At 72.2% G+C, this 25,209-nt stretch carries 23 protein-coding genes and 2 tRNA genes; 19 read left to right on the plus strand and 6 right to left on the minus strand.

The genetic code is table 11. The features are described 5' to 3' along the window. Positions 1-93: 93 nt before the first annotated feature. Complete coding sequence (locus OG276_RS31035; protein ID WP_266910314.1) at positions 94-576, plus strand: TIGR02611 family protein; 483 nt, start codon at positions 94-96, stop codon at positions 574-576. 58 nt (positions 577-634) lie between these two features. Beyond that, positions 635-706: transfer RNA gene (locus tag OG276_RS31040), tRNA-Val, on the plus strand. A 95-nt stretch (positions 707-801) separates the two neighbouring features. Here the strand turns inward: OG276_RS31040 and OG276_RS31045 are convergent. Beyond that, complete coding sequence (locus OG276_RS31045) at positions 802-3,168, minus strand: SCO7613 C-terminal domain-containing membrane protein (RefSeq protein ID WP_266910316.1); 2,367 nt, start codon at positions 3,166-3,168, stop codon at positions 802-804. 114 nt (positions 3,169-3,282) lie between these two features. Between OG276_RS31045 and OG276_RS31050 the strand changes: the two genes are divergently transcribed. After that, entirely contained in the window at positions 3,283-3,825 is a 543-nt protein-coding gene (locus OG276_RS31050; RefSeq protein WP_266910318.1) for an SRPBCC family protein, read from the plus strand. Positions 3,826-3,862: 37 nt separating this feature from the next. Then, positions 3,863-3,934, plus strand: a tRNA-Val gene (locus OG276_RS31055). A gap of 70 nt (positions 3,935-4,004) precedes the next feature. On the opposite strand, the gene OG276_RS31060 is transcribed toward OG276_RS31055, so the two are convergent. Beyond that, positions 4,005-4,730 (minus strand): 3'-5' exonuclease, encoded by a 726-nt coding sequence (locus OG276_RS31060; RefSeq protein WP_266910320.1) that lies wholly within the window; start codon positions 4,728-4,730, stop codon positions 4,005-4,007. 255 nt (positions 4,731-4,985) lie between these two features. Here OG276_RS31060 and OG276_RS31065 point away from each other — a divergent pair, with 255 nt between their 5' ends. Beyond that, on the plus strand, positions 4,986-5,576 hold the full coding sequence (locus OG276_RS31065) for a DUF4365 domain-containing protein (protein WP_266910322.1): 591 nt from the start codon (positions 4,986-4,988) through the stop codon (positions 5,574-5,576). Beyond that, positions 5,576-6,796: a hypothetical protein gene (locus tag OG276_RS31070; protein WP_266910324.1), complete on the plus strand. Its 1,221-nt coding sequence runs from the start codon at positions 5,576-5,578 to the stop codon at positions 6,794-6,796. Before OG276_RS31065 ends, OG276_RS31070 begins: the two co-directional genes overlap by 1 nt. A 17-nt stretch (positions 6,797-6,813) precedes the next feature. On the opposite strand, the gene OG276_RS31075 is transcribed toward OG276_RS31070, so the two are convergent. Beyond that, positions 6,814-7,437, minus strand: coding sequence for a histidine phosphatase family protein (locus OG276_RS31075; RefSeq protein ID WP_266910326.1), 624 nt, complete (start codon positions 7,435-7,437; stop codon positions 6,814-6,816). A gap of 273 nt (positions 7,438-7,710) precedes the next feature. Here OG276_RS31075 and thrS point away from each other — a divergent pair, with 273 nt between their 5' ends. Further along, complete coding sequence (gene thrS, locus OG276_RS31080) at positions 7,711-9,687, plus strand: threonine--tRNA ligase (RefSeq protein ID WP_266910328.1); 1,977 nt, start codon at positions 7,711-7,713, stop codon at positions 9,685-9,687. Positions 9,688-9,729: 42 nt separating this feature from the next. On the opposite strand, the gene OG276_RS31085 is transcribed toward thrS, so the two are convergent. Continuing rightward, on the minus strand, positions 9,730-10,392 hold the full coding sequence (locus OG276_RS31085; RefSeq protein WP_266910330.1) for a potassium channel family protein: 663 nt from the start codon (positions 10,390-10,392) through the stop codon (positions 9,730-9,732). A gap of 67 nt (positions 10,393-10,459) precedes the next feature. On the opposite strand from OG276_RS31085, the gene OG276_RS31090 reads away from it, so the two are divergent. Continuing rightward, positions 10,460-11,020 (plus strand): HIT domain-containing protein, encoded by a 561-nt coding sequence (locus OG276_RS31090; RefSeq protein ID WP_254384876.1) that lies wholly within the window; start codon positions 10,460-10,462, stop codon positions 11,018-11,020. Between the two features lie 27 nt (positions 11,021-11,047). On the opposite strand, the gene OG276_RS31095 is transcribed toward OG276_RS31090, so the two are convergent. After that, entirely contained in the window at positions 11,048-12,718 is a 1,671-nt protein-coding gene (locus OG276_RS31095) for a hypothetical protein (RefSeq protein WP_266910333.1), read from the minus strand. 238 nt (positions 12,719-12,956) lie between these two features. Further along, positions 12,957-15,170: an elongation factor G-like protein EF-G2 gene (locus OG276_RS31100; protein WP_266910335.1), complete on the minus strand. Its 2,214-nt coding sequence runs from the start codon at positions 15,168-15,170 to the stop codon at positions 12,957-12,959. A 322-nt stretch (positions 15,171-15,492) separates the two neighbouring features. On the opposite strand from OG276_RS31100, the gene pgsA reads away from it, so the two are divergent. From pgsA to yajC, 11 genes are all read left to right on the plus strand, one after another. Continuing rightward, positions 15,493-16,170: a phosphatidylinositol phosphate synthase gene (gene pgsA / locus OG276_RS31105; protein WP_266910337.1), complete on the plus strand. Its 678-nt coding sequence runs from the start codon at positions 15,493-15,495 to the stop codon at positions 16,168-16,170. After that, entirely contained in the window at positions 16,170-17,093 is a 924-nt protein-coding gene (locus OG276_RS31110) for a phosphatidylinositol mannoside acyltransferase (protein ID WP_266910339.1), read from the plus strand. The genes pgsA and OG276_RS31110 overlap by 1 nt, the downstream gene beginning before the upstream one ends. Continuing rightward, the gene (locus tag OG276_RS31115; protein ID WP_266910341.1) at positions 17,090-18,253 is read left to right on the plus strand and encodes a glycosyltransferase family 4 protein; all 1,164 of its coding nucleotides are present in this window, start codon (positions 17,090-17,092) and stop codon (positions 18,251-18,253) included. Before OG276_RS31110 ends, OG276_RS31115 begins: the two co-directional genes overlap by 4 nt. A 701-nt stretch (positions 18,254-18,954) precedes the next feature. After that, positions 18,955-19,494 carry a hypothetical protein gene (locus OG276_RS31120; protein ID WP_266910343.1) on the plus strand — a complete coding sequence of 180 codons (540 nt, stop codon included), beginning with the start codon at positions 18,955-18,957 and terminating at the stop codon, positions 19,492-19,494. Between the two features lie 152 nt (positions 19,495-19,646). Continuing rightward, on the plus strand, positions 19,647-20,564 hold the full coding sequence (gene pdxS, locus OG276_RS31125) for a pyridoxal 5'-phosphate synthase lyase subunit PdxS (RefSeq protein ID WP_112446777.1): 918 nt from the start codon (positions 19,647-19,649) through the stop codon (positions 20,562-20,564). Between the two features lie 8 nt (positions 20,565-20,572). Next, positions 20,573-21,166 carry a pyridoxal 5'-phosphate synthase glutaminase subunit PdxT gene (gene pdxT / locus OG276_RS31130; RefSeq protein ID WP_266910345.1) on the plus strand — a complete coding sequence of 198 codons (594 nt, stop codon included), beginning with the start codon at positions 20,573-20,575 and terminating at the stop codon, positions 21,164-21,166. A gap of 57 nt (positions 21,167-21,223) precedes the next feature. Beyond that, on the plus strand, positions 21,224-21,976 hold the full coding sequence (locus tag OG276_RS31135) for a YebC/PmpR family DNA-binding transcriptional regulator (protein ID WP_266910347.1): 753 nt from the start codon (positions 21,224-21,226) through the stop codon (positions 21,974-21,976). A gap of 129 nt (positions 21,977-22,105) precedes the next feature. Next, positions 22,106-22,642 carry a crossover junction endodeoxyribonuclease RuvC gene (gene ruvC / locus OG276_RS31140; protein ID WP_266910349.1) on the plus strand — a complete coding sequence of 179 codons (537 nt, stop codon included), beginning with the start codon at positions 22,106-22,108 and terminating at the stop codon, positions 22,640-22,642. Then, entirely contained in the window at positions 22,639-23,271 is a 633-nt protein-coding gene (gene ruvA, locus OG276_RS31145; RefSeq protein ID WP_266910351.1) for a Holliday junction branch migration protein RuvA, read from the plus strand. Before ruvC ends, ruvA begins: the two co-directional genes overlap by 4 nt. Positions 23,272-23,481: 210 nt before the next feature. Further along, entirely contained in the window at positions 23,482-24,543 is a 1,062-nt protein-coding gene (gene ruvB / locus OG276_RS31150) for a Holliday junction branch migration DNA helicase RuvB (protein WP_266910353.1), read from the plus strand. Between the two features lie 165 nt (positions 24,544-24,708). Next, complete coding sequence (gene yajC, locus OG276_RS31155; RefSeq protein ID WP_266910355.1) at positions 24,709-25,176, plus strand: preprotein translocase subunit YajC; 468 nt, start codon at positions 24,709-24,711, stop codon at positions 25,174-25,176. The last annotated feature ends 33 nt before the right edge of the window (positions 25,177-25,209 follow it).

Raw genomic sequence — 25,209 nt, forward strand, 5'->3', positions numbered from 1 at the left:
CCCCTCTGACCGTTTTGCGGACCTCTGGGTCCCTCGGACGGCGGATCCAAACGACCATTCACGTGTGCTGGGACCTCGGGTAGATTCGACCTCATGAACACGGGGAGTGACCGCGAGACCAACGAGTCCGCAGCCGAATCCGCAGCCGAATCCACCGAGCAGTCAGCGGGGCAGTCGACGGAGGGGGGCGCCGCCGAGCAGGCGCCGCACGTCTCCAAGGCGCCGGCCTTCATCAAGGCCCGCCGGGGTCTGCACCTGAGCTGGCAGGTCGGCGTCTTCGTCGTCGGTCTCGCCGTCGTCGGCGCCGGCGTCGCCATGCTGGTGCTGCCCGGACCGGGCTGGGTGGCGATCTTCGCGGGCCTCGCGATCTGGGCCACCGAATTCGCCTGGGCCCACCTCGCCCTGCGCTGGACCAAGCGCAAGGTCAGCGAAGCCGCGCAGAAGGCCCTGGACCCGAAGGTCCGCCGCCGCAACATCATCCTGACCAGCGTCGGGCTCGTGATCGCGGGCGTCGCGATCGGCGCCTACCTGTACATCAACGGGTTCGTGCTGCCCTGGAACCGCGAGGTGGAGTGAGCCCGCACAGGCATGGCGGAGAGCACCGCTGACATGCGGTAATGTTTGCGGTGCGTCCGGGCGATTAGCTCAGTGGGAGAGCACTTCGTTCACACCGAAGGGGTCACTGGTTCGAACCCAGTATCGCCCACCCGGACCAGAGGCCCGGAGACTTATCAAGTCTCCGGGCCTCTGGCGTTTTCACCCGTCCGGCCCCGGCTCCGGCCCCGCCGGAGCCCCGCCGGACTACCTCAGTCGGCCGATGGCATCCCGCAGCCGGCGGGCGTCGCGCAGCCGCTTCTCGTAGGTGGCCCCCACCGCCAGCAGCAGCACCCCCGCCAGGGCCGGCGGCAGCCAGCGCGGCAGCGCGTCCACCACCTGGACCACGTACGGGGTCAGCTCGTGCAGGGCCACCGCCGCCAGCGTCGCCCCGCCCAGCAGCAGCGGCGCCCGGAGCCGGCCCCGGGCACCGGCCAGGGTCACCCCGAGCGCGGCCGTGCCCAGCAGCAGCGGCCGCAGCCAGTGCGGATCGCCCCACACCGCGAGGGTGCTCGGCAGCAGGGTCGCCGCCAGACCCGGCCCGTACGCCGTCCAGGACCCGGCCAGCGGATCGCGGCGCCGCCGCAGGAATCCCACGGCCAGCGCCGCCGCCGTCACCGGCAGGGTGTAGGCCTCGGGCACCGTCACCTCCGAAGCCGCGAGCCGTACCCAGGTCGCCGCCAGGAACAGCGCCCCGGCCGGCCAGCCCGCCGCCGACCGGCGCTCGGGCCGCACCGCCGCCGCCGCGCACACCACCCCGGCCAGCGCCAGGACCAGCGCGAGCACCGGAGCGTCCCCGGTGGCCAGGGCCACCGCGAGGAGGCCCGCCGCGGCCGCCGCGGCCTCCGCCGGGACCCGTACGGAGCCCAGCCGCGGCCCGAGCGCCGCCACCGCCGCCGGGATCACCAGCACCGGCGGCGCCCACCAGGCCACCGGCCGCTCCAGCAGTGCGCCCAGCGCCACCGCGAGCAGCGCCGCGTACCCGACGGCGAGCGCGGCCGCCCCCGAGCGGGCCCACGCCGGAGCGGGCCGGTACGCCGCCCCCGCCGCGCAGGCGGCCCCCAGCAGGCCGAGCACCCCGAAGGTGGCCAGTCGGCCGTCCAGGGCCGCCACGGACACGCTCCCGGCCCCCGCCAGCGCACAGGCGCCCGCGGCGAACCCGGCGCCCGCGGGAATGCCGCCCGCCGCCCCGGACCGCAGCGCGAGCGCCCCCGCCGCCAGCGTCACCGCGACCTGGGCCGCGAAGACCGCGCCCGGGGCCGGGTCCAGCACCACGGGTGCCGCGAACAGCGCCGCCCAGCCCAGGACCACCGCCGCCACCCCCGGCTCCCGGCGCCCCGGGAACACCCGGACCAGCCACCACGCCGCCCCGGCCGTCAGCAGCAGCGCCACCAGCGGAGCCAGCCCCGGGCCGTTCACGGCCGCCGCGGGGGGCGTCGTCACCGACCAGACCTCCTCCAGCACCCGCAGCCGGCCCAGCAGCACCGTCGCCACCCAGGCCGCGGCGGTGACCGCCTCCAGGACGGCCACCCCCGCACCGGCCAGGGCGAGGCCGCGCCGGACCGGCTCCGGGAGCGCGGAGACCCGTAGGGCTCCCAGCAGGGGCAGGGCCACCACCAGGTAGCCGACCGCAGCCCAGGGCGGGCGCAGCTCCGGCGCCGCCAGACCGCCCAGGGCGGCCACCGCCGCGAGGCCGCCCGCCGTCGCGAACGCCACCGGCATCCGGGCGCTGCGCCAGGCCACCGCCACCGCCAGTGCGGCGCCCGCCGCCAGCAGCGCCGACGGGCCCAGGGCCGCGCCCGCCGACCGTGCAGCCACCGAATCCGCCAGACCCGTCAGCAGCGCCGCCCCGGCCGCCACCGAGCCCGCCGTCCCCGCCCAGGAGGACCAGCGCCCCGGCCGGAGCAGTGCGAGACCCGCGTCCAGGGCCGCCGTCGCCAGCAGCGCCCAGCCCAGCTCCGCCCCCGACGCCCCGCCGGCCAGCGCCGCCAGTGGCAGGGGGAGCTGGGCCGTCAGCAGCGCCGCGGGCAAGGGGGCCCGCAGTTCCTGTACGGCCGGGGTCCGGCCGTACGCCGCCCAGCCCGCCGCCAGTACCGCGCTCGCGCCCGCCGCGTACGCCGTGCCGTCCACCTCCGGCATGCCGACGGCGTACAGCGCGTACGCGTCCAGCACCGTCAGCAGCAGGCCGACGGCGGCCACCGCCTCGGCGGTCGAGCGCAGCCCCCTGCGCAGCAGCGCCAGCGGGGCGCCCAGCGCCGCCGCCGTCACCACGGCGAGCACGGCGCTGCGCCCGGCGATCCCGAGCGAGCCCCAGCTGACCAGCGTGAACGCCAGCGCCGCGACGGCCAGCAGCACCGCGCCCAGGACCAGCAGCACGTTCTGCGCACTCGGGGCCGAGGCCTCCGTCGCCCGTACGGGCACCTTCGGCACGGCCGGCGCACCCCACGCGTGGGGGGCCTGAGCGCCCAGCAGCCACGCGCGGCGACTCAGCAGGAAGTGGCGCCGGGCGTCGAGTTGGATCAGTTCGCGGTCGATGAGCACGAGCTCCTCGGCCGGCGGCAGGGGGTTGTTCATGGTTCGGAGTGTGGTGCCCGTCACCCCGTCAGCACATGGGTGCGCGTACTCATCTCCGGACGGGTTCCCGCTGAGTACCGGGTGCGCGCCCCCGCCGCGCGCAAGACTGGAGGCATGGACCGAAGCAGCGGCGGCCCCGACGGCACCCACGGCGGCGCGGACGGCAGGAGCCGCGGCGCCCCCGCCAACCCCGGTGGCCGGTGGACCCGTTACCGCTTCCGCAGCGTGTGGGACCTCGACGCTGCGCCCGCCCGCGTCTACGCCGCCCTGGAACGCCCCGAGTCCTACCCCCTGTGGTGGCCCCAGATCCGTGCCGTCGCCCCCGACGGCGACGGGAGCGGCGGCACCGCCCTCATCCGCTCCGCCCTCCCGTACACCCTGCGCGTGAGCGCGGCCGAACTCCTGCGGGACCCCGTGCGCGGAATCCTGGAGGTCGCCCTGCTCGGCGATCTGGAGGGCTGGGCGCGCTGGACCGTGGAACCGCGGTCCGGCGGGACGCGGGCCCTGTACGAGCAGGAGGTCGAGGTGCGCCGCCCCCTCATGCGGTTGCTCGCGTTCCCCGGGCGGCCGGTGTTCCGGCTCAACCACACCCTGATGATGCGGGCCGGACGGCGCGGACTCGCCGCACATCTGGCGGCCCCGCCGGAAGCGGTTTGAACCAGCCCCGAGCCTTCTGTATTGTTCAACCCGTTCCGGGCGATTAGCTCAGCGGGAGAGCACTTCGTTCACACCGAAGGGGTCACTGGTTCGATCCCAGTATCGCCCACCGGGACAGGCCGGTCCGTCTCATGACGGACCGGCCTTCCGCATGTACGGCCCCTTTGCCGCACGGCCCCTCACGCCGCCGCGGGCAGCTCCGGCCGCAGCGGCCAGTTCGGATCCACCGACTCGGGCGTGCCCTGCCGCGCGAACCACGCCTGCAGGCCGCGCGCCTGCGCCGCGTGCCACACCTGCTGGAGCGTGTGCAGCTCCGCCGGCGTCAGCCGCTCCAGCCGGCCCGCGAACCGGCGCCCCACGGCCCGTACGAGCTCCAGCGATGCCAGCGCGTCCGCGCCCGCGTCATGGGCCCCCTCCAGCTCTATCCCGTAGTGCGCGCACAGGTCCGTCAGCGTCCGGCGCCCCTTGCGGTAGCGGTCCAGATGCTTGTCCAGCACCCGCGGATCCAGCACCGTCAGCGGCCGGTTGTCCAGGTACCGGGACAGTGAGGACGCCCGGTGCCGCCGCAACTCCCGGTCCAGCAGCGTCAGATCGAACGGCGCGTTCATCACCACCACCGGCCTCCCCGCCAGCTGCTGCTCACCGAGCGCGCGGGCTATCTCCTCCACCACCGGCGCGGGCCACCGCCCGTTGCGCTGGAGGTGCTCATCGGTCAGACCGTGCACTTCCGTGGCCCCCGGGGGTACCGGGATGCCGGGATTGACCAGCCAGCGCGTCGAGCGGATCCGGCCGCCCGCGCACTCCTGCACGATGAGCGCGGCGGACACGATCCGGTCCTGTTCCACGTCCACCCCGGTCGTCTCCGTGTCGAATGCGGCCAGCGGGCCCTCATACCAGCGTGTCATGGCGAACTCCTCGTCACCCGTCGGCAGATGGCCCCACCCGGGCACCGCGCCCCAGGCCCCGCCACCCTTGCCCGAAACGGTGATACCCGGGCTCTTTGCCCCGTACGCCGTTTGCGGGACGCCGACTGCGGAGACAACTCAACTGGGGGACCGCACACATGACCGGTCGTCAACCCCGACACCCTGACTCGGACCTGACGCGGCCCGACACGGCCGCTCGGAACAGCACAGCCCGGAAGGCATGGGGAGCCGGCCATGGCGCTCGCGCAGCCCGAACCGGGCGGGGTGCTCGCGGGGCAGATCGATTCGCGGACCGACCCGCGGAGCCGACCGCTGCGCGGCACGCTCGCCACCACCGCCTGCATGGAAACCCTTCAAGTGGGATACCTGCACGCCGTCGTCGCCGCGGCCGGCTGCTCGCTGTCCCAGCCCTTTCCCGACAACGGCATCGACTGGCACGTCAGCCACGGCGCCCCCGAGCACGTCGTCGACGACGAGGTGACCATCAAGGTCCAGCTCAAGGCGACCTACCAGATACCGGCCCGACCGGCCGGGCCCACCTTCGGCTTCACCCTCGACAACGAGCACCTCGTGAAGCTGGCCCGCAGCCCGGTCGCCGTCCACAAGATCCTCGTCGTGATGCTCGTCCCGCGGGAACGCGACCAATGGCTGAGCGCCGGACACGACCGGCTCGACCTGCGGCACTGCTGCTACTGGACCAATCTCGCCGGACACCCGGTGACCGGCCGGCGCCGGACCACCGTACGGATCCCGACCACGCGGATCTTCGACGACCGGGCGCTCTGCGAGATCATGACCCGGGTCGGGTCGGGAGGGACACCTTGATGAACTGGCAGTCACCGCACCTGGAGCCGCTCTCCCCACAGGAGTTCGCCGCGGGCGCCCCCGATCCCGCGCAGATCGATCCGCTCGTGCTCGGCGCCCTGCTGCACCGGCACGGCTGGCTGCGCCGCGGCGGCGCCGCCGGACGGTACGGGCGCTGGACGCCGCCCGCCCCGTACGCCACGGGCAGCGGCGGCACCAGTCTCCTCGTCCCCGAGAGCCGGACCTTCCCCGACTGCGCCGACCTGATCGAAGAGGCGCTCACCGCGCTCTCGCGCAGCGCGCTGCCGTCGGCGCGCGAGGTGCTGTACGGCCTCAGCGTGCCCAGCGACGAGATCCGCTGGGACCGCGAGATCCCGCGAGGGGCGTACGGACTCCAGGGCGAGGCCGACTGGACGATCCAGGAACAGCTCCGCTCGGCCGCCCGCCAGCTGCTCCTCGCCGGGGCCCTGGCCGACCGGGCGCGGGCCGGATACTACGGAGCCCGGCACCGGGGCAGGGCGGAGCGGGCGCTGGACGGGGTCCTGGTCGGGCCGGCTCCGGGCGGCCGGCGGCTGACCGCGTACGTCCCCGTCGACGGGGGCCGGGGCACCGTGATCCGGCTGCACCACGCGCTGCACGCCGCCCGCGAGGCCGTGGACTACCGGCGGGCCACCGGCGGCATGGAGGCCTTCGACGCGGCGATCGAGGCCGGGGTCAGCCGGGAGCTCGCCGAGGCGCTCATCTCGCTGGTCCGCGGCTCCGAAGGGGCCCGGGTGGCCCTCGCGTGGGCCCCGGCGGCGGGAGTCCCGGCCGGGTGCGCCGCCCGGCCGGAGCCGGTGGAGTTCTCGCCCGGCGACCTCCCGGTGCTCCGGGAGGCGGCCGCGCGCTACACGCGGGACGAGCCGGCGGTCCCGGTGCGGGTGGCGGGCGCGGTGGTCCGGATGCGGCGCTCGGCCCCGGGAGGCGGGGGCACGGTCCGGCTGCGGGTCCTCGCCGGGGCGGAGGTCCCGTATGTCCGGGTGGTGCTCGACGAGGAGTCGTACCGCGTGGCGGGCCACGCGCACCTGGTCGGACTGCCGATCCGGGTCAGCGGCCGCTTGCAGCGCCGGGGCGGCTTCCGCCGCCTGACCGACGCCGCGGATGTCCGCCCGGTCCCGCTGGACGAGGTCGAGCGGGACCGGCTGATGAAGTCCCTGGACGAATCCCTCGACGCCGGGGACGTGCTGCCGTCGGACGAATAGGACGGCCGGCCCCGGCGCTAGACGTGCAGCTCCGGCGGGAAGCCGGTCCAGCGCAGCTCGGCGGGCAGGTGTCGCATGTCGTTGGAGACGAGGACGGAGGCCGGGCGGCCGGGCGCGTACCGGATGACCGTGAGGGCGGCGTTGGCGTGGTTGAGACCGAGCCAGCGCCAATGCGGTGCGTCCATGGCTTCCCGGACGAGCCAGGCGATCAGGAAGTTGTGGGTGACGACCAGTTCGTGCCGGTCCTTCCCGCCGTCCACCGGCCCGGTGAACAGGTCGAGCGCCCGCCGGGCCAGCCCGGGTCCGTGCTCCCGCTCCTCCTCCGTGGCACTGGCGAGGAAGCGGAGGAAGAGGTCCGCGGATTCCGCCGGAAGCTCCTCCTTCTCCGGCACGTAGGGGAGGTAGTCGCCGGCCACGTCCGAGACGTGCAGGGGGACGTTCTCCAGCTGGTCGCCGATCAGACGCGCGGTCTGCTCCGCCCGGGGCAGCGGGCCGTGGTGAACGGCCGCGAGAGGGACGCCGCGCAGGCGTCGGCCGAGGAGCACGGCCTGCCGGCGGCCGTCTTCCGTCAGCCCGCTCTCCTCCGACGCCGCCTCGCCGTGCCGCGCCAGATAGAGGTAACGGGTGGCCGTGCCGGTCATAAGGATCTCCTCTGTGCCCACTGATGATCTTCTGCGTCGGGGGACGCCGCTTCCTCCTGCGCCGGTTCCACCCCCCGCCGGGGAGAGGCCCCCCCGGCGGTGCGTGCGGCGCCGTTTTCCGGGGCGCCGGCCCGGACCCCGCGCCCCGAAGGCGGGCGGGGACGGGTGTGGCCCGCCGGCCCGGCGGTAACCGTTTAGCGGCTCAGCCCATCCGCTCGGTACGATTCAGGCGCGCAGTGTTCTCTTGCGCACCCCCTGAGTCAGGAGAGACCGGTGTCAGACGTCCGTGTGTTCATCCAACGCGATTCCGAGCGGGACGAGCGCGTGGTGGCCACGGGCACTACGGCGGCAGAGCTCTTCGCCGGCGAGCGCACCATCGTCGCCGCGCGCATCGCAGGTGAGCTGAAGGACCTCGCGTACGAGGTGCAGGACGGCGAGACCGTCGAGCCCGTGGAGATCTCCTCCCCGGACGGCCTGGACATCCTGCGCCACTCCACCGCGCACGTCATGGCGCAGGCCGTGCAGGAGCTGTTCCCCGAGGCCAAGCTGGGCATCGGCCCGCCGGTCCGGGACGGCTTCTACTACGACTTCGACGTCGCCAGGCCCTTCACCCCCGATGACCTCAAGGCCATCGAGAAGAAGATGCAGGAGATCCAGAAGCGCGGCCAGCGCTTCGCCCGCCGCGTCGTCACCGACGAGGCGGCCCGCGAGGAGCTGGCGAACGAGCCCTACAAGCTCGAACTCATCGGCATCAAGGGTTCGGCCTCGACCGACGACGGCGCGAACGTCGAGGTGGGCGGCGGCGAGCTGACCATCTACGACAACTTCGACGCCAAGACCGGCGACCTGTGCTGGAAGGACCTCTGCCGGGGCCCCCACCTGCCCACCACCCGCAACATCCCCGCGTTCAAGCTGATGCGCAACGCCGCCGCCTACTGGCGCGGCAGCGAGAAGAACCCGATGCTCCAGCGCATCTACGGCACCGCGTGGCCGTCGAAGGACGAGCTGAAGGCCCACCTCGACTTCCTCGCCGAGGCCGAGAAGCGCGACCACCGCAAGCTCGGCGTCGAGCTCGACCTGTTCTCCGTACAGGACGAGATCGGCTCCGGCCTGGCCGTCTTCCACCCGCGCGGCGGCGTCATCCGCCGCACCATGGAGGACTACTCGCGCAAGCGGCACGAGGAAGAGGGCTACGAGTTCGTCTACACCCCGCACGCCACCAAGGGCACCCTCTTCGAGAAGAGCGGCCACCTGGACTGGTACGCGGAGGGCATGTACCCCCCCATGCAGCTCGACGGTGGTACCGACTACTACCTCAAGCCCATGAACTGCCCGATGCACAACCTGATCTTCGATGCGCGCGGTCGCTCCTACCGCGAACTGCCCCTGCGCCTCTTCGAGTTCGGCACCGTGTACCGGTACGAGAAGTCCGGCGTCGTGCACGGCCTGACCCGCTCGCGCGGTTTCACCCAGGACGACGCGCACATCTACTGCACCAAGGAGCAGATGGCGGAGGAGCTCGACCGCACGCTGACCTTCGTGCTGAACCTGCTTCGCGACTACGGTCTGACCGACTTCTACCTGGAGCTGTCGACCAAGGACCCGGAGAAGTTCGTCGGCTCGGACGAGATCTGGGAGGAGGCCACCGCCACCCTCCAGCAGGTCGCCGAGAAGCAGGGCCTGCCCCTGGTCCCGGACCCGGGCGGCGCCGCGTTCTACGGCCCGAAGATCTCCGTCCAGTGCCGTGACGCGATCGGCCGCACCTGGCAGATGTCGACCGTGCAGCTCGACTTCAACCTGCCGGAGCGCTTCAACCTGGAGTACACCGGCCCCGACGGCACCAAGCAGCGGCCGGTCATGATCCACCGTGCGCTGTTCGGTTCCATCGAGCGGTTCTTCGCCGTCCTGCTGGAGCACTACGCGGGCGTCATGCCGCCGTGGCTCGCCCCGGTCCAGGCGGTCGGCATCCCGATCGGCGACTCGCACATCGAGTACCTGCAGGAGTTCGCCGCCGAGGCGAAGAAGAAGGGCCTGCGCGTCGAGGTGGACGCCTCCTCCGACCGCATGCAGAAGAAGATCCGCAACCAGCAGAAGCTGAAGGTCCCCTTCATGATCATCGTCGGTGACGAGGACATGGCCGCGGGCACCGTCTCCTTCCGCTACCGCGACGGTTCGCAGGAGAACGGCGTCCCGCGCGACCAGGCGCTGGCGAAGCTCGTGGACGTCGTGGAGCGCCGCGTCCAGGTGTGATCGTGATCCCCGCGCAAGCGGGGGAGGAGCCCCCGGGAAGTCTCACTTCCCGGGGGCTTCCTCGTCCTCCCGCCGGAAGGCCTGCAGCATCCAGGACGAGAACGAACCCGTCACCGCGCCCAGCAGCGCCAGCCCGCCGGCCATCATGAACCCCGCGATGATCCGGCCCCCCGGGGTCACCGGGGCCATGTCCCCGTAGCCCACCGTCGTCAGCGTCTCGCACACCCACCACACCGCGTCCCCGAGCGTGAGGATCGAGGCTCCCGGGGCCTGGCGCTCGAAGTGGTGGACCCCGAGGGCGCCCGCGAAACCGAGCAGCCCGGCCGACAGGCCCGCGTACGACATCACGCGTGCGTACAGGTTCCGGCGCGGGCGGTTGTAGCGGGCCTGGATCGCGTCGTGGACCTTGACCATGCGCAGCGGCCGCAGCAGCGGCAGCATCACGATCAGGGTGTCCAGCCAGTGCACGCGGACGAAGCGCAGCGGCCGCATGCGGCTCAGGATCAGCCGGGCCAGGTAGTCCACGATGAAGCAGGCCCAGGTCACCGCGACCAGGCCGAGGCCGATGTCCCGCCACACGGGGTGGGCCCGGTAGGCCAGTACGGAGAGCGTGTAGCCGGCGAGGAAGAGCAGGGAGGCGTAGAACAGGGGCAGCTCGGTCCGGCGCTCCCAGGGCTGGTCACCGGTCTCGGGTGCATCGTTCATGGGCTCAGCATCGCGTCCCGCACACCGGTGTTCGCCCCGGCGACACGCCGCCCGGGGGCAAGGTCATATGCTGCATCCCATGACGATTGAGCCGGAGCAGCAGATCGGTGTGGGCACGCAGGACGCGTTCCAGCGTCTGTGGACGCCCCACCGGATGGCCTACATCCAGGGGGAGAACAAGCCGACCGGGCCGGAGGCCGGAGACGGCTGTCCCTTCTGCGGGATTCCGGACATGTCGGACCAGGACGGACTGGTCGTGGCCCGGGGCAAGCACGTCTACGCCGTGCTGAACCTCTACCCGTACAACGGCGGCCACCTGATGGTCGTGCCGTACCGGCACGTCGCCGATTACACGGACCTGGACGCCGCCGAGACCCTCGAACTGGCCGACCTCACGAAGCGGGCGATGGTCGCGCTGCGCAAGGCCTCCGGTGCGCACGGGTTCAACATCGGCATGAACCAGGGCCAGGCCGCCGGCGCGGGCATCGCCGCGCACCTGCACCAGCACATCGTGCCCCGCTGGGGCGGGGACACGAACTTCATGCCGGTCGTGGGCCACACCAAGGTGCTGCCCCAACTCCTCGCGGACACCCGCCAGATGCTCGCCGACGCCTGGCCCACCGACTAGGGCGTGCCCGTGGGCGTCCGCGCGGGCTCACGCGTCGTAGACGTCCGCCTTGCGCGGTGCGGCGTCCTGGATCAGACCGCTGACGATGCTCGACCGGTTGGTGAAGCGGTCGGTGTCGACCCCGTTCTCCTCCAGGACGCGCATTGCGGCGGTGTGCACCGCCCGCAGGACCGGGGTCGCGGTGCGCATGGCGTCGTCCGCCATGAAGCGGTGCTCCCACGGCTGGTCCGCCCAGACATGGCGGACGCCGAAGGGCTCCGGGAGGACGAGCTTGCCGCCGAGGTGGTCCAGCAGCGGCGGGTACCAGGTGAAGGGGGCGCGCACGGTGAGACGGATGACCTCGTCCGTCTCGACCACCGGCCGCAGGAGCTCCATGGTCTCCCAGAACCGTACCGACTTGTGGACCTCGTCGGTCGGTGCCTTCGACTTGGTGGTGAACAGACCGTGCACGGGGCCGAGGGCGTGGCCGGTGACCTCCACGCGGAGGGTCTTGTAGAGCACGGTGACGGTGACCAGCATGGTGATGACGAGCTGGCCGTCCCAGACCGGGTACTGGATGCCGAGGTAGTGCCGGGTGCCCTTGTTGAACTGCTGCTCGTTGCAGATCCGTGTGATCTCGTGCGGCTTGACGAGGAAGGTGTCGACGTCCGCTCCGGTGGGGCGGGCGACCTCCTTGGCTCCCTTTCCGACGTGGGTGACGATCCAGTGCTGGATCGAGGCGGGTGGGAGACCGCCCGTGTGCAGGGGCCCCCGCTCCAGCTTGCGGAGCTCGGCGTCGATGGCCCGGACGACGTCCCAGCTGCGGAAGGGGTGGATCTCGGCGCCCTCGTTCTTGGGGGCGAGTTCCTCGGCCATCTGCCAGCTGCCCCAGCGGGTACCCATGCCGAGGATTCCCTTGGGCCCGGCGTAGAAGGCGGCGTTGCTGCGGTCTTCGGCCGTGAGCTTGGCGAGGGAGTGGCGCAGATCCTCCCGGGCCTTCTCGTCGGGGTTGCCCGGGACGGCTTCGGGGATCTTGGCGGCCACCCCTCCGCCGCCGTCGATGAGGCCGTCCCAGCGCGAGCGCAGGTCGGTGGCGGTGGCCTGGCAGAGCCGCCTGGCGAGGAACCAGCCGAGGACGGGGGCGATGACCATCGCGCGGACGTAGATGCCCAGGAACCCGGTCACCGGGAGCCGGAACATCAGCACGGCGACCACCATGCCCACGCCGACCAGCAGCGCCGTGCCGAGCCACGAGGCACGCTTGGCGTCGGAGGAGGACAGGGCCTTGCGGCCCCAGAAGAGCCCGAGCCACAGGAGCAGGCCCGGGAGGAAGGCCACGCCGCAGGCCAGCATGATCAGGCGGAGCTTACGGTCGCGCTCCTTGCGGATCCGCGAAGCGGCCAGACAGTGCTCGACGACCGTCTGCGGGTCGGCGCCGAAGGACTGGATGAGGGGCTTGCGGGCGGGCGGGATGGTGCGCGTTTCGACGGCGCGGCAGAAGGCCTCGCCGAGGTTGGGGGCGAGCTGGGGGATTTTGCCGGGCTTGATGACCGACTCGTAGTGCTCGTTGTTGGCCTTGAGTATCTCTTCCAGCTTGGTGTCGCGCCCGCCGTCCCGGTAGGCGGCGGAAGCGAGGGCGTTCGTCGCGGCGGTCTGGCCGCCGCCGCCCTGGAGCGGGATCTGTGCCCCGGGCCTGAAGTCGAATCCGTCGTCCGCCACCGCTGCCCCCATCGCTGTGCGTCGTACTCGTGTGCGGGCCTGCCCGCGATGCCGCCCGCTCCGGAGGTGTTCCCGGTGCGGCGTTCCCGCCCTGTGCGTTCGGCCTGTCCGCTTGGTCTACCCGTTCGGCCTGCCCGCCTCACCCGCGGACGAGCCTATCGGCCGATTCCTCCCCGTGGTCATGGGACAGCCAAATGCCGCCCACCGCAAGCGGGTTGGGTGGGCGGCCCGGGTGACGCTATGTCAGCTGGCTTCCCTTCCCTGCCTGTTCGCGCAGCTTGTCCGCTATCTGCGGTGGCATCGGCTCGTGGCGCGCGTACGTACGGCTGAACAGCCCCGTGCCGTGCGATACGGAGCGCAGCTCGACGGCGTACCGGCCGATCTCGATCTCCGGGATCTCGGCGAGGACCCGGGTGCGGCCGGTGCCCGCCGCGTCGGTGCCGACGACGCGGCCCCGGCGGCCGGCGAGGTCGCTCATGACGGGGCCGACGTACTCGTCGGGGACGAGCACGGCGAGCTCGGCGACCGGTTCGAGGAGCCGGACCGAGGCCCCGGCGGCGGCTTCGCGCAGGGCGAGGGCGCCCGCGGTCTGGAAGGCGGCGTCGGAGGAGTCCACCGAGTGGGCCTTGCCGTCGAGCAGGGTGATGCGTACGTCGACCAGCGGATATCCGGCCGCGAGCCCCCGGGCGGCCTGCGCGCGGACCCCCTTCTCCACGGACGGGATGAACTGGCGGGGCACGGCTCCGCCGACGACCTTGTCGACGAACTCGATGCCGCTGCCCGGCGGAAGCGGCTCGACCTCGATCTCGCAGATGGCGAACTGGCCGTGCCCGCCGGACTGTTTGACGTGCCGTCCGCGGCCGCCGGCCTTGGCGCCGAAGGTCTCGCGGAGGCTGACCTTGTGCGGGACCGGGTCGACCTGGACCCCGTACCGGGTGCGCAGTCGTTCGAGGGCGAGGTCCTGATGGGCTTCGCCGAGGCACCACAGGACGAGCTGGCGGGTGTGCGGGTTCTGTTCGAGCCGCATGGTCGGGTCCTCGGCGACCAGCCGGGCCAGGCCCTGGGAGAGCTTGTCCTCGTCGGCCTTGCTGTGGGCCTCGATGGCGAGGGGGAGCAGCGGGTCGGGCATGGACCAGGCCTCCATCAGGAGGGGGTGGTCCTTGGCCGAGAGGGTGTCGCCGGTCTCGGCGCGGGTGAGTTTGGCCACGCAGGCCAGATCGCCGGCGATGCAGTGGGCGAGGGTGCGCTGCTGTTTGCCGAAGGGTGAGGTCAGGGCGCCGACGCGTTCGTCGACGTCGTGGTCCTCGTGCCCGCGGTCGGTCAGTCCGTGACCGCTCACGTGGACCGTCTCGTCGGGGCGCAGGGTGCCGGAGAAGACGCGGACGAGCGAGACGCGGCCGACGTAGGGGTCCGAGGAGGTCTTCACCACCTCGGCGACCAGCGGCCCGTCCGGATCGCAGGTGACCGCGGGGCGGGCCGCGCCCTCGGGGGTGGTGACGCCGACGGGCGCGCGCTCCAGCGGGGTGGGGAAGCCGCCGGTGATCAGTTCGAGGAGCTCTACGGTGCCCAGGCCCTTGCGGGCGCCGTCGGCGGCGGGGGCGGCCATCAGGACGGGGTGGAAGGTGCCGCGGGCCACGGCCCGCTCCAGATCGTCGACCAGGGTCTTGAGGTCGATGTCCTCGCCGCCGAGGTAGCGGTCCATGAGGGTCTCGTCCTCGCTCTCGGCGATGATCCCCTCGATCAGCCGGGCGCGGGCGTCGGTGATCAGGGCGAGCTCGCCGGGATCCGGGTCGCGTTCGACGCGGTCGCCGGAGGTGTAGTCGTAGACGCGCTGGGAGAGCAGTCCGAGCAGTCCGGCCACCGGGGCGTGGCCGTCGGGGGCGGCGGGGCCGTGCAGGGGCAGGTAGAGCGGGCGCACGGCATCGGGGTCGTCCGCTCCGAAGGCGTCGCCGCACACCGTGGTCATCTGCGCGTAGTCGGCGCGGGCGGCTTCCAGGTGGGTCACGACGATGGCGCGCGGCATGCCGACGGCGGCGCACTCGTCCCAGACCATCCGGGTGGCACCGGAGAGCCCGTCGCCGTCCTCGGCGGCCGAGACCACGAAGAGGGCGGCGTCGGCGGCGCGCAGTCCGGCCCGGAGCTCTCCGACGAAGTCGGCGTAACCGGGGGTGTCCAAGATGTTGATCTTGATTCCGGCCCACTCCACGGGGACCAGGGAGAGCTGGATCGAGCGCTGGCGGCGGTGCTCGATCTCGTCGTAGTCGGAGACGGTGGCGCCGTCCTCGACGCGGCCGGCCCGGTTCACGGCGCCGGCGGTCAGGGCCAGGGCTTCGACCAGTGTGGTCTTGCCGGATCCGCTGTGGCCGACCAGCACGACGTTCCGTACGGAGGCCGGGCGGTCGGCCGTCGGTGCTCTGCCGGCGGCTCCGGATTGGTGTGATGCGGCTCCCACGATGCTCTTGCCTCCCGATTGGAGGGGATGGAGGGGAAAAGGCCTTCTTCGAGCTTTGCACTGCCGTCACACGCCGTCCATACGTCGTACCGGAACCGCGGAAACCGCCGGAGCCCCTGGACCTGGGTGGGGACCCCGGCGGGGCCCGGCAGGAGCCGCCGGGAGCCACCGGAAGGGCATCCGGAACGTGGCGAACGGCCCGAGAAAGGCCCGCCTCGTGTGAACCGGTGGGTGCGCGGCGCCGATGGCCCGGGGCCCTGGCTACGATGGGCCAGCCGGTGGCCGTGGTGGCCGTGCGGCCCAGCGACCCTCCGGGAAGGCCATGCTGAACAAGTACGCGCGTGCATTCTTCACGCGTGTTCTCACGCCATTCGCCGCTTTTCTGCTCCGGATGGGAGTGAGTCCCGACGCGGTCACCCTCATCGGCACGGCCGGAGTGGTGGCCGGAGCCCTGGTCTTCTTCCCCATGGGCGAGCTCTTCTGGGGCACGATCACCATCACGCTCTTCGTGTTCTCCGACCTGGTGGACGGGAACATGGCCCGTCAGGCCGGCGTCTCCAGCCGGTGGGGCGCGTTCCTCGACTCCACCCTCGACCGGGTGGCGGACGCGGCGATCTTCGGCGGACTCGCACTCTGGTACGCGGGTTCCGGGAACAACAACGCGCTCTGCGCGGTCGCCATCTTCTGCCTGGCCAGCGGCCAGGTGGTCTCGTACACCAAGGCCCGCGGCGAGTCGATCGGACTGCCGGTGGCCGTCAACGGGCTCATCGAGCGCGCCGAACGCCTCGTGATCACACTGGTCGCGGCCGGTCTGTCCGGTCTGGAAACCTTCGGCGCCCCCTCGTGGATCGGCCTGCTGCTGCCGATCGCGCTGTGGGTGGTCGCGGCGGGCTCGCTCGTGACCCTGATCCAGCGCGTGGTCACCGTACGGCGCGAATCGGCCGAGGCCGATGCCGCCGCCGCTGCCGCGGGTGCTCCCTCCGAAGGCGGTACGCCCTGATGGGCAAGGCACAGGACAAGCTGGTCGACGGGCTCTACGGGCTCGGCTGGGCCGGAGTGAAGAAGCTGCCCGAACCGGCCGCGGCGGCCCTCGGCCGGCGGATCGCGGACTTCGTCTGGAAGCGGCGCGGCAAGAGCGTGCTGCGCCTGGAGTCGAATCTGGCCCGGGTGGTGCCGGACGCCACGCCCGAGCGGCTGCGCGAGCTGTCGCACGCGGGCATGCGCTCCTACATGCGGTACTGGATGGAGTCCTTCCGCCTGCCGACCATGGCCAAGGAACGATTCAGCACCGACGTGGAGATGAAGGACGACCACATCCTGCGCGAGGCCCTGGCCTCCGGACGCGGAGTGATCGTCGCCCTCCCGCACCTGGCCAACTGGGACCTCGCCGGCGCCTGGGCCGTCACCCACATCGGAGTCCCGTTCACCACCGTCGCCGAGCGGCTCAAGCCGGAAACCCTCTACGACCGCTTCGTCGCCTACCGCGAGAGCCTGGGCATGGAGGTGCTTCCGCACAACGGCGGCGCCGCCTTCGGCACGCTCGCGCGGCGGCTGCGCTCCGGCGGACTGGTCTGCCTCGTCGCGGACCGGGACCTGTCGGCCTCCGGGGTGGAAGTGGACTTCTTCGGATCGGCCGCACGGATGCCCGCCGGGCCCGCCCTGCTGGCCCAGCAGACCGGCGCGGTCCTGCTCCCGGCCACCCTGTACTACGGGGACGCGCCGAAGATGTACGGCCGGATCCACGGCCCGGTGGAGGTGCCCGGGACGGGCACCCGGCAGGAGAAGACCGCAGCCATGACGCAGGCGCTGGCCGACGCCTTCGCGCAGGGCATCGCCGAACACCCGCAGGACTGGCACATGCTCCAGCGGCTGTGGCTCGACGATCTGGACAGCGCCGGCCGGCCCGAGGAGCACTCCGCGTGAAGATCGGCATCGTCTGTCCGTACTCCTGGGACGTGCCCGGCGGGGTCCAGTTCCACATCCGGGACCTTGCGGAACACCTGATCGGCCTCGGCCACGAGGTGTCGGTCCTGGCCCCCTCGGACGACGAGACCGGCCTGCCCCCCTACGTGGTGTCGGCGGGCCGGGCGGTGCCGGTGCCGTACAACGGCTCGGTGGCCCGGCTCAACTTCGGCTTCCTGTCGGCGGCCCGCGTACGGCGCTGGCTGCACGACGGGGTCTTCGACGTGGTCCACATCCACGAGCCGATGGCCCCCTCGCTCGGGCTGCTGACCTGCTGGGCGGCGCAGGGCCCGATCGTGGCCACCTTCCACACCTCGAACCCGCGCTCCCGGGCGATGCTCGCGGCGTACCCGATCCTGCAGCCGGCGCTGGAGAAGATCAGCGCCCGGATCGCGGTGAGCGAGTACGCGCGGCGCACGCTGGTCGAGCACCTCGGCGGGGACGCGGTGGTCATCCCCAACGGCGTGGACGTGGACTTCTTCGCCAAGGCCGACGCGAACCCGGCCTGGTCGGGCCAGACCCTCGGCTTCATCGGCCGGATCGACGAACCCCGCAAGGGCCTGCCGGTCCTCATGGCGGCCTTCCCCCGCATCGTGGAGAAGTGCCCGGACGTACGCCTCCTGGTGGCGGGCCGCGGCGACGAGGAGGAGGCGGTCTCCTCCCTGCCGCCCGAACTCCGCTCCCGGGTCGAGTTCCTCGGCATGGTCTCGGACGAGGACAAGGCGCGACTGCTGCGCAGCGTCGACGTGTACGTGGCCCCGAACACGGGCGGCGAGAGCTTCGGCATCATCCTGGTCGAGGCCCTCTCGGCCGGGGCGGCGGTCCTGGCGGCCGACCTCGACGCCTTCGCGCAGGTCCTTGACCAGGGGGCGGCCGGTGAGCTGTTCGCGAACGAGGACCCCGACTCCCTGGCGGCCTCGGCGATCGCCCTCCTGCGCGACCCCGCCCGCCGTGCGGAACTGAGCACCCGCGGCTCGGCCCACGTGCGCCGCTTCGACTGGTCGACGGTGGCGGCGGACATCCTGGCCGTCTACGAAACGGTGACCGACGGCGCGACGGCGGTGGCAGAGGACGAGCGCGTCCCGCTCCGCACCCGCCTGGGCCTCTCCCGAGACGCGTAGCCGCCCGGGGCCCTGCCCCCGCCCCGGGCTCCGGCCAGGGGCCGGCTCCGGTCCCGTCCGTACTCCGGTCCCGTCCGTACTCCGGCCCCGTCTGAGCTCAGGCCCGGCCTGGGCTCAGGTCCGTTCGGTTTCGGCTGCGCCGGCCCGTCCGCGGTGGACCCCGGCTGCGGGTGTGCCGCTGCGCGGGGCGGAGTCCCCTACCCGCCCTTCGCCCGTTCCCCGGGGCTCCGCCCCGGACCCGTTGCCGCGTGCGGCGCCGTTCCCGGGAGCCGGCCCCCGGACCCCCGCTCCTCAAACGCCGGAGGGGCTGGATTGGGCCGGTGTCGGCTTTGACCGTGCGGGCCGGTGGGGCGCTGGACTGCCCGCAGGGCAATTTCAGCCTCGCCGGCGATTGAGGCGCGGGGGTCCGGGGCGGAGCCCCAGGGGGTCAGGGCGCAGCCCGGTACCCCCTCCTCAGCCTGTCCGGCGTGTGAGGACCGGGGTCCGGGCAGCGCCCGGGGAACGGTGGAAGGGCGGGTAGGGGACTTCGCCCCGCAGGGGAGCCCACCCGCACCCGCTCACCGGGACCTGGCGACAGGCGGCCGTGGCCGTACCCTCGACCGGCCACCGCCGGACGGAGTCCGGCGCAGCGCGGCGAAGCCGGGGAGCCCCGCTTGGGCCGCGCCGTGCGAGGGGCGCGTCGAAAGGTAGAGTCGCGGCCCGTGATCGAAACCCTTGTCTGGATTGCCCTCGGCCTCGGCCTCGTCGGGGTGTACCTCAGTTGGACCGCCGGGCGTCTCGACCGGCTGCACTCCCGGATGGACGCCGCCCGCGCCGGCCTCGACGCGCAGCTCGTCCGGCGGGCCTCCGTGGTGCTGGAGGTCGCGACCTCCGGGGTGCTGGACCCCGCCTCCTCCCTCGTCCTGTACGAGGCCGCGCACGCCGCCCGCCAAGCGGAGGAGGAGCACCGCGAGGTCGCAGAGAGCGAGCTCAGCCAGGCACTGCGCGCGGTGTTCGCCGACGTCGGGCAGGTCGACGCGCTCAAGGCGGCCCCGGGCGGGGCGGAGGCCACCGAGGAGCTCGCGGCGGCGGTCCGCCGGGTGCCGATGGCGCGGCGATTCCTCAATGACGCCGTCCGCGCGGCCCGGGCCCTGCGCCGGCACCGCAAGGTCCGCTGGTTCCGGCTGGCGGGCCACGCACCCTTCCCGCTGGCCTTCGAGATGGACGACGAGCCTCCGGTGGATCTGGCCGAGCGGCCGTAACTTGTACCCAATGGCCAAATCGCAAGGAGCCACCGGCTGCACATTGGCCCTTGCCGTGGACTGGTCGAGAAGGTTTCCTCGGTCCAGTACCACCAGGTCGCCCTAGCGATCGCCAGTAGCGCCTGAATCTTCCTTTCGAGTGAGGTCAATCCGTGAGCACGCTTCCCTCCACCCCGCAGTCCGCCGAGTCGGCGATCGGCACCTCCCGCGTCAAGCGCGGCATGGCCGAGCAGCTCAAGGGCGGCGTGATCATGGATGTGGTCAACGCCGAGCAGGCGAAGATCGCCGAGGACGCCGGCGCCGTGGCCGTCATGGCCCTGGAGCGGGTTCCCGCCGACATCCGCAAGGACGGCGGCGTCGCCCGGATGTCCGACCCGAACATGATCGAAGAGATCATCGAGGCCGTCTCCATCCCGGTCATGGCGAAGTCCCGCATCGGCCACTTCGTCGAGGCCCAGGTCCTCCAGTCCCTCGGCGTCGACTACATCGACGAGTCCGAGGTCCTGACCCCGGCCGACGAGGTCAACCACTCCGACAAGTGGGCGTACACCACCCCCTTCGTCTGTGGCGCCACCAACCTGGGCGAGGCCCTGCGCCGCATCGCCGAGGGCGCGGCCATGATCCGCTCGAAGGGCGAGGCCGGCACCGGCAACGTGGTCGAGGCCGTCCGCCACCTGCGCCAGATCAAGAACGAGATCGCCCGCCTGCGCGGCTACGACAACAACGAGCTGTTCGCCGCCGCCAAGGAGCTGCGCGCCCCGTACGAGCTGGTCAAGGAAGTTGCCGAGCTCGGCAAGCTCCCCGTCGTGCTGTTCTCCGCCGGTGGCGTCGCCACCCCCGCCGACGCCGCGCTGATGCGCCAGCTCGGTGCCGAGGGCGTCTTCGTCGGCTCCGGCATCTTCAAGTCGGGCGACCCGGCCAAGCGCGCCGCCGCCATCGTGAAGGCCACCACCTTCTACGACGACCCGAAGATCATCGCGGACGCCTCCCGCAACCTGGGCGAGGCCATGGTCGGCATCAACTGCGACACCCTCCCCGAGTCCGAGCGCTACGCCAACCGCGGCTGGTAGTCATCACCATGACGAACACCCCCGTCATCGGTGTCCTGGCGCTCCAGGGCGACGTACGGGAGCACCTGATCGCCCTGGCCTCGGCTGACGCCGTGGCCAGGCCGGTCCGGCGTCCCGAGGAGCTCGCCGAGGTCGACGCCCTGGTGATCCCCGGCGGCGAGTCCACGACCATGTCGAAGCTCGCCGTGCTGTTCGGCATGCTGGAGCCGCTGCGCGAGCGCGTACGGGCCGGGATGCCGGTCTACGGCACCTGCGCAGGCATGATCATGCTCGCCGACAAGCTGCTGGACGGCCGTGAGGACCAGGAGACCCTGGGCGGCATCGACATGATCGTGCGCCGCAACGCCTTCGGCCGGCAGAACGAGTCCTTCGAGGCGCAGGTCGACTTCGCGGGCATCGAGGGAGGCCCCGTCGAGGGCGTCTTCATCCGCGCCCCCTGGGTCGAGTCCGTCGGCGGAGCCGCCGAGGTGCTCGCCACGTACGACGGCCACACCGTCGCCGTCCGCCAGGGCAATGTCCTCGCCACCTCGTTCCACCCGGAGCTCACGGGTGACGACCGGGTCCACGCGTACTTCGTCGACATGGTGCGCGCGGGGCTGTAACGGCGTCCCGGTAGGATCTGAGGCGAACATTGTTGGTGACGCGAAGGAGACAGGCAGATGTCCGGCCACTCTAAATGGGCTACGACGAAGCACAAGAAGGCCGTGGTTGACGCCAAGCGCGGCAAGCTCTTCGCGAAGCTGATCAAGAACATCGAGGTCGCGGCCCGTATGGGCGGCGCCGACATCGATGGCAACCCGACCCTCTTCGACGCCATCCAGAAGGCGAAGAAGAGCTCGGTCCCGAACAAGAACATCGACTCCGCGGTCAAGCGCGGCGGCGGCCTCGAGGCCGGCGGCGCCGACTACGAGACGATCATGTACGAAGGCTACGGCCCGAACGGTGTCGCGGTGCTCATCGAGTGCCTCACCGACAACCGCAACCGTGCCGCGTCCGACGTACGTGTCGCCATGACCCGCAACGGCGGTTCGATGGCCGACCCGGGCTCGGTCTCGTACCTGTTCAACCGCAAGGGCGTCGTCCTGCTCCCCAAGGGCGAGCTGTCCGAGGACGACGTGCTGGAGACGGTGCTGGAAGCGGGCGCCGAAGAGGTCAACGACCTCGGCGAGCAGTTCGAGATCGTCAGCGAGGCCACCGACATGGTCGCGGTCCGTACGGCGCTCCAGCAGGCCGGCATCGACTACGACTCGGCCGACTCCAACTTCCTGCCGACCATGCAGGTCGAGCTGGACGAAGAGGGCGCGCGCAAGATCTTCAAGCTGATCGACGCGCTGGAGGACAGCGACGACGTGCAGAACGTCTTCGCCAACTTCGACGTCTCGGACGAGGTCATGGAGAAGGTCGACGCCTGATTCGGGCGCCGACCGCTCAGAGCGTCGCAGCGGGCCGACGGGGACACACCCCGTCGGCCCGCTGCTTTGTCAGTGCCGCCCGATAACCTGCGAAGCTGCACGTACAGGAGATCGAAGAAGGGGGCGGGGGTGCGCGTACTCGGCGTTGACCCGGGCCTGACCCGGTGCGGTGTCGGTGTGGTCGAGGGGGTGGCGGGCCGCCCCCTGACGATGCTGGGCGTGGGAGTCGTACGGACGCCCGCGGACGCCGAGTTGGGCAACCGGCTCGTCGCGATCGAGCTGGGCATCGAGGAATGGCTCGACGAGTACCGGCCCGAAGTCGTCGCCGTGGAGCGGGTGTTCAGCCAGCACAACGTCAGCACGGTGATGGGCACCGCCCAGGCCAGTGCCGTTGCCATGCTGTGTGCCGCGCGCCGCGGCATACCGGTCGCCCTGCACACCCCGAGCGAGGTCAAGGCCGCCGTCACCGGCAGCGGTCGCGCCGACAAGGCGCAGGTCGGAGCCATGGTCACCCGGCTGCTGCGGCTGTCCGCCCCGCCCAAGCCCGCCGACGCCGCGGACGCCCTCGCCCTCGCCATCTGCCACATCTGGCGCGCCCCCGCGCAGAACCGCCTCCAGCAGGCCGTCAACCGGCATGCCAGCGCCCTGAAAGGCCGCACCACATGATCGCCTTCGTCAGCGGCCCGGTCGCCGCGCTCGCCCCCACCCTGGCCGTCATCGAGGTCGGGGGAGTGGGCATGGCCGTGCACTGCACGCCGAACACCATCGCGGGCCTGCGGACCGGCGAGCCGGCCCGGCTGGCGACCTCCCTGGTCGTACGGGAGGACTCGCTGACGCTGTACGGCTTCGCCGACGACGACGAGCGCCAGGTGTTCGAGCTCCTGCAGACCGCGAGCGGAGTCGGCCCGAAGCTCGCGCAGGCCATGCTCGGGGTGCACAGCCCGGACGCGCTGCGCGTCGCCGTCTCCGTCGGGGACGAGAAGGCGCTGATGGCGGTCTCCGGCATCGGCAAGAAGGGCGCGCAGAAGCTGCTGCTGGACCTGAAGGACAAGCTGGGTGCTCCGCTGGGGTCGAGCGGGATGGTCGGCGCGCAGCGTGCGGTGGCCTCCGGGCCGGCGCCGTGGTCGGAGCAGCTGTCCGCCGCGCTGATCGGCCTGGGCTACGCACCCCGCGACGCGGACGAGGCGGTCTCGGCCGTGACCCCCCAGGCGGAGGCCGCGATCGCCTCCGGCGGTTCGGCCCCCGTTCCGCAGCTGCTGCGCGCGGCGCTTCAGTCCCTGAACCGAGCCCGGTAAACGGGTGCGGCGCCGTCGCCGGGGGCCGGCCCCCGGACCCCCGCTCCTCAAACGCCGGAGGGGCTGAATATGGCCGGCGTCGGCCCGTCCGGCTGATGGTAGTCATCACCCAGCCCCGCCGGCGTTGAGGCGCGGGGGGTCCGGGGCGGAGCCCCGGGATACGGCCCGCGCACAGACCACCGCACCACCCCGAGAAGGCAGACAGACACCGTGAACTGGGATGACGAGAGCGACGACCGGATCGTCGCAGCCGCGGCGGACGGCGAGGACACGGCCGTCGAGGCGGCCCTGAGGCCCAAGGACCTCGGTGAGTTCGTCGGGCAGGAGAAGGTCCGCCAGCAGTTGGACCTCGTCCTGAAGGCGGCCCGCCAGCGCGGCGCCACCGCCGATCACGTGCTGCTGTCGGGCGCCCCGGGCCTGGGGAAGACCACCCTGTCCATGATCATCGCGGCCGAGATGGGCGCGCCCATCCGGATCACCTCCGGCCCGGCCATCCAGCACGCGGGCGATCTCGCCGCGATCCTCTCCTCCCTCCAGGAGGGAGAGGTCCTCTTCCTGGACGAGATCCACCGCATGTCCCGGCCCGCCGAGGAAATGCTCTACATGGCCATGGAGGACTTCCGCGTCGACGTGATCGTGGGCAAGGGCCCGGGAGCCACCGCCATCCCGCTGGAGCTGCCCCCGTTCACCCTCGTCGGGGCCACGACCCGGGCCGGTCTGCTCCCGCCCCCGCTGCGCGACCGCTTCGGCTTCACCGGCCACATGGAGTTCTACGCCCCCGAGGAGCTGGAGCGCGTCATCCACCGCTCCGCCCGGCTCCTCGACGTGGAGATCGACACCGCCGGCGCCGCCGAGATCGCCGGCCGCTCGCGCGGAACCCCCCGTATCGCCAACCGGCTGCTGCGCCGCGTCCGCGACTACGCCCAGGTCAGGGCCGACGGCGTGATCAACCGCGCGGTCGCCGGCACCGCCCTGAAGGTCTACGAGGTCGACGAGCGCGGGCTCGACCGGCTGGACCGGGCCGTCCTGGAGGCGCTCCTGAAGCTCTTCGGCGGGGGGCCCGTAGGCCTCTCCACGCTCGCCGTCGCCGTCGGTGAGGAGCGGGAGACCGTGGAGGAAGTGGCCGAACCGTTCCTCGTCAGGGAAGGGCTCCTGGCCAGGACTCCGCGGGGGCGGGTCGCGACCCCGGCCGCATGGGCTCACCTGGGACTTGTTCCGCCACAGCAGGGCGGGAACGGATCAAGCGGACAACAGGGCCTCTTCGGGACCTGACGGCGCGGACGTTCGTCCCCTCAGGAACTGCGGTGACATGCTGGGCGTTGTTCCATCGGTGCGGACTCGCCTAGACTCCGCCGATGCCGACCCTTACGGTCGGCGTACCCACCCCCCGTACAAAGGCCGTGCGCTTGTGCGGTCGATGCGAAGGACCTGCGTCCCTTGAATATCATGTCCCTCCTTCCGTTCGTGCTGATCATCGGGGCGATGTTCCTGCTGACCCGCAGCCAGAAGAAGAAGCAGCAGGCGGCCGTGCAGATGCGCGACCAGCTGACCGCCGGCACCGGCGTCCGCACCATCGGCGGCATGTACGCCACGGTGAAGGAGATCGGCGAGGACACCGTCACGCTCGAGGTGGCCCCCGGCGTTCACGCGATCTACGCGAAGAACTCCATCGGCGCCGTGCTGGAGGACGAGGAGTACAACCGCATCGTCCACGGCATCACCGATGATCTGACGATCGACACGCCGGTCGTCCCGGACGACGCTTCCTCCCTGACCGGGGACGACGCACCCAAGCTCGACCTGGGCAAGAAGGACGAGCCCAAGGCCGACGAGCCCGCGGCGGAGGAGCCCAAGGGCGACGAGCCCAAGGACGGCAAGACCGACGGCGAGGCCGGCGCGAAGTAGCGCTGGGCCGGGGACCGTGCGGGGCGCCTGACC

The sequence above is a fragment of the Streptomyces sp. NBC_00086 genome (assembly GCF_026343255.1).
Taxonomy (GTDB): Bacteria; Actinomycetota; Actinomycetes; order Streptomycetales; family Streptomycetaceae; genus Streptomyces.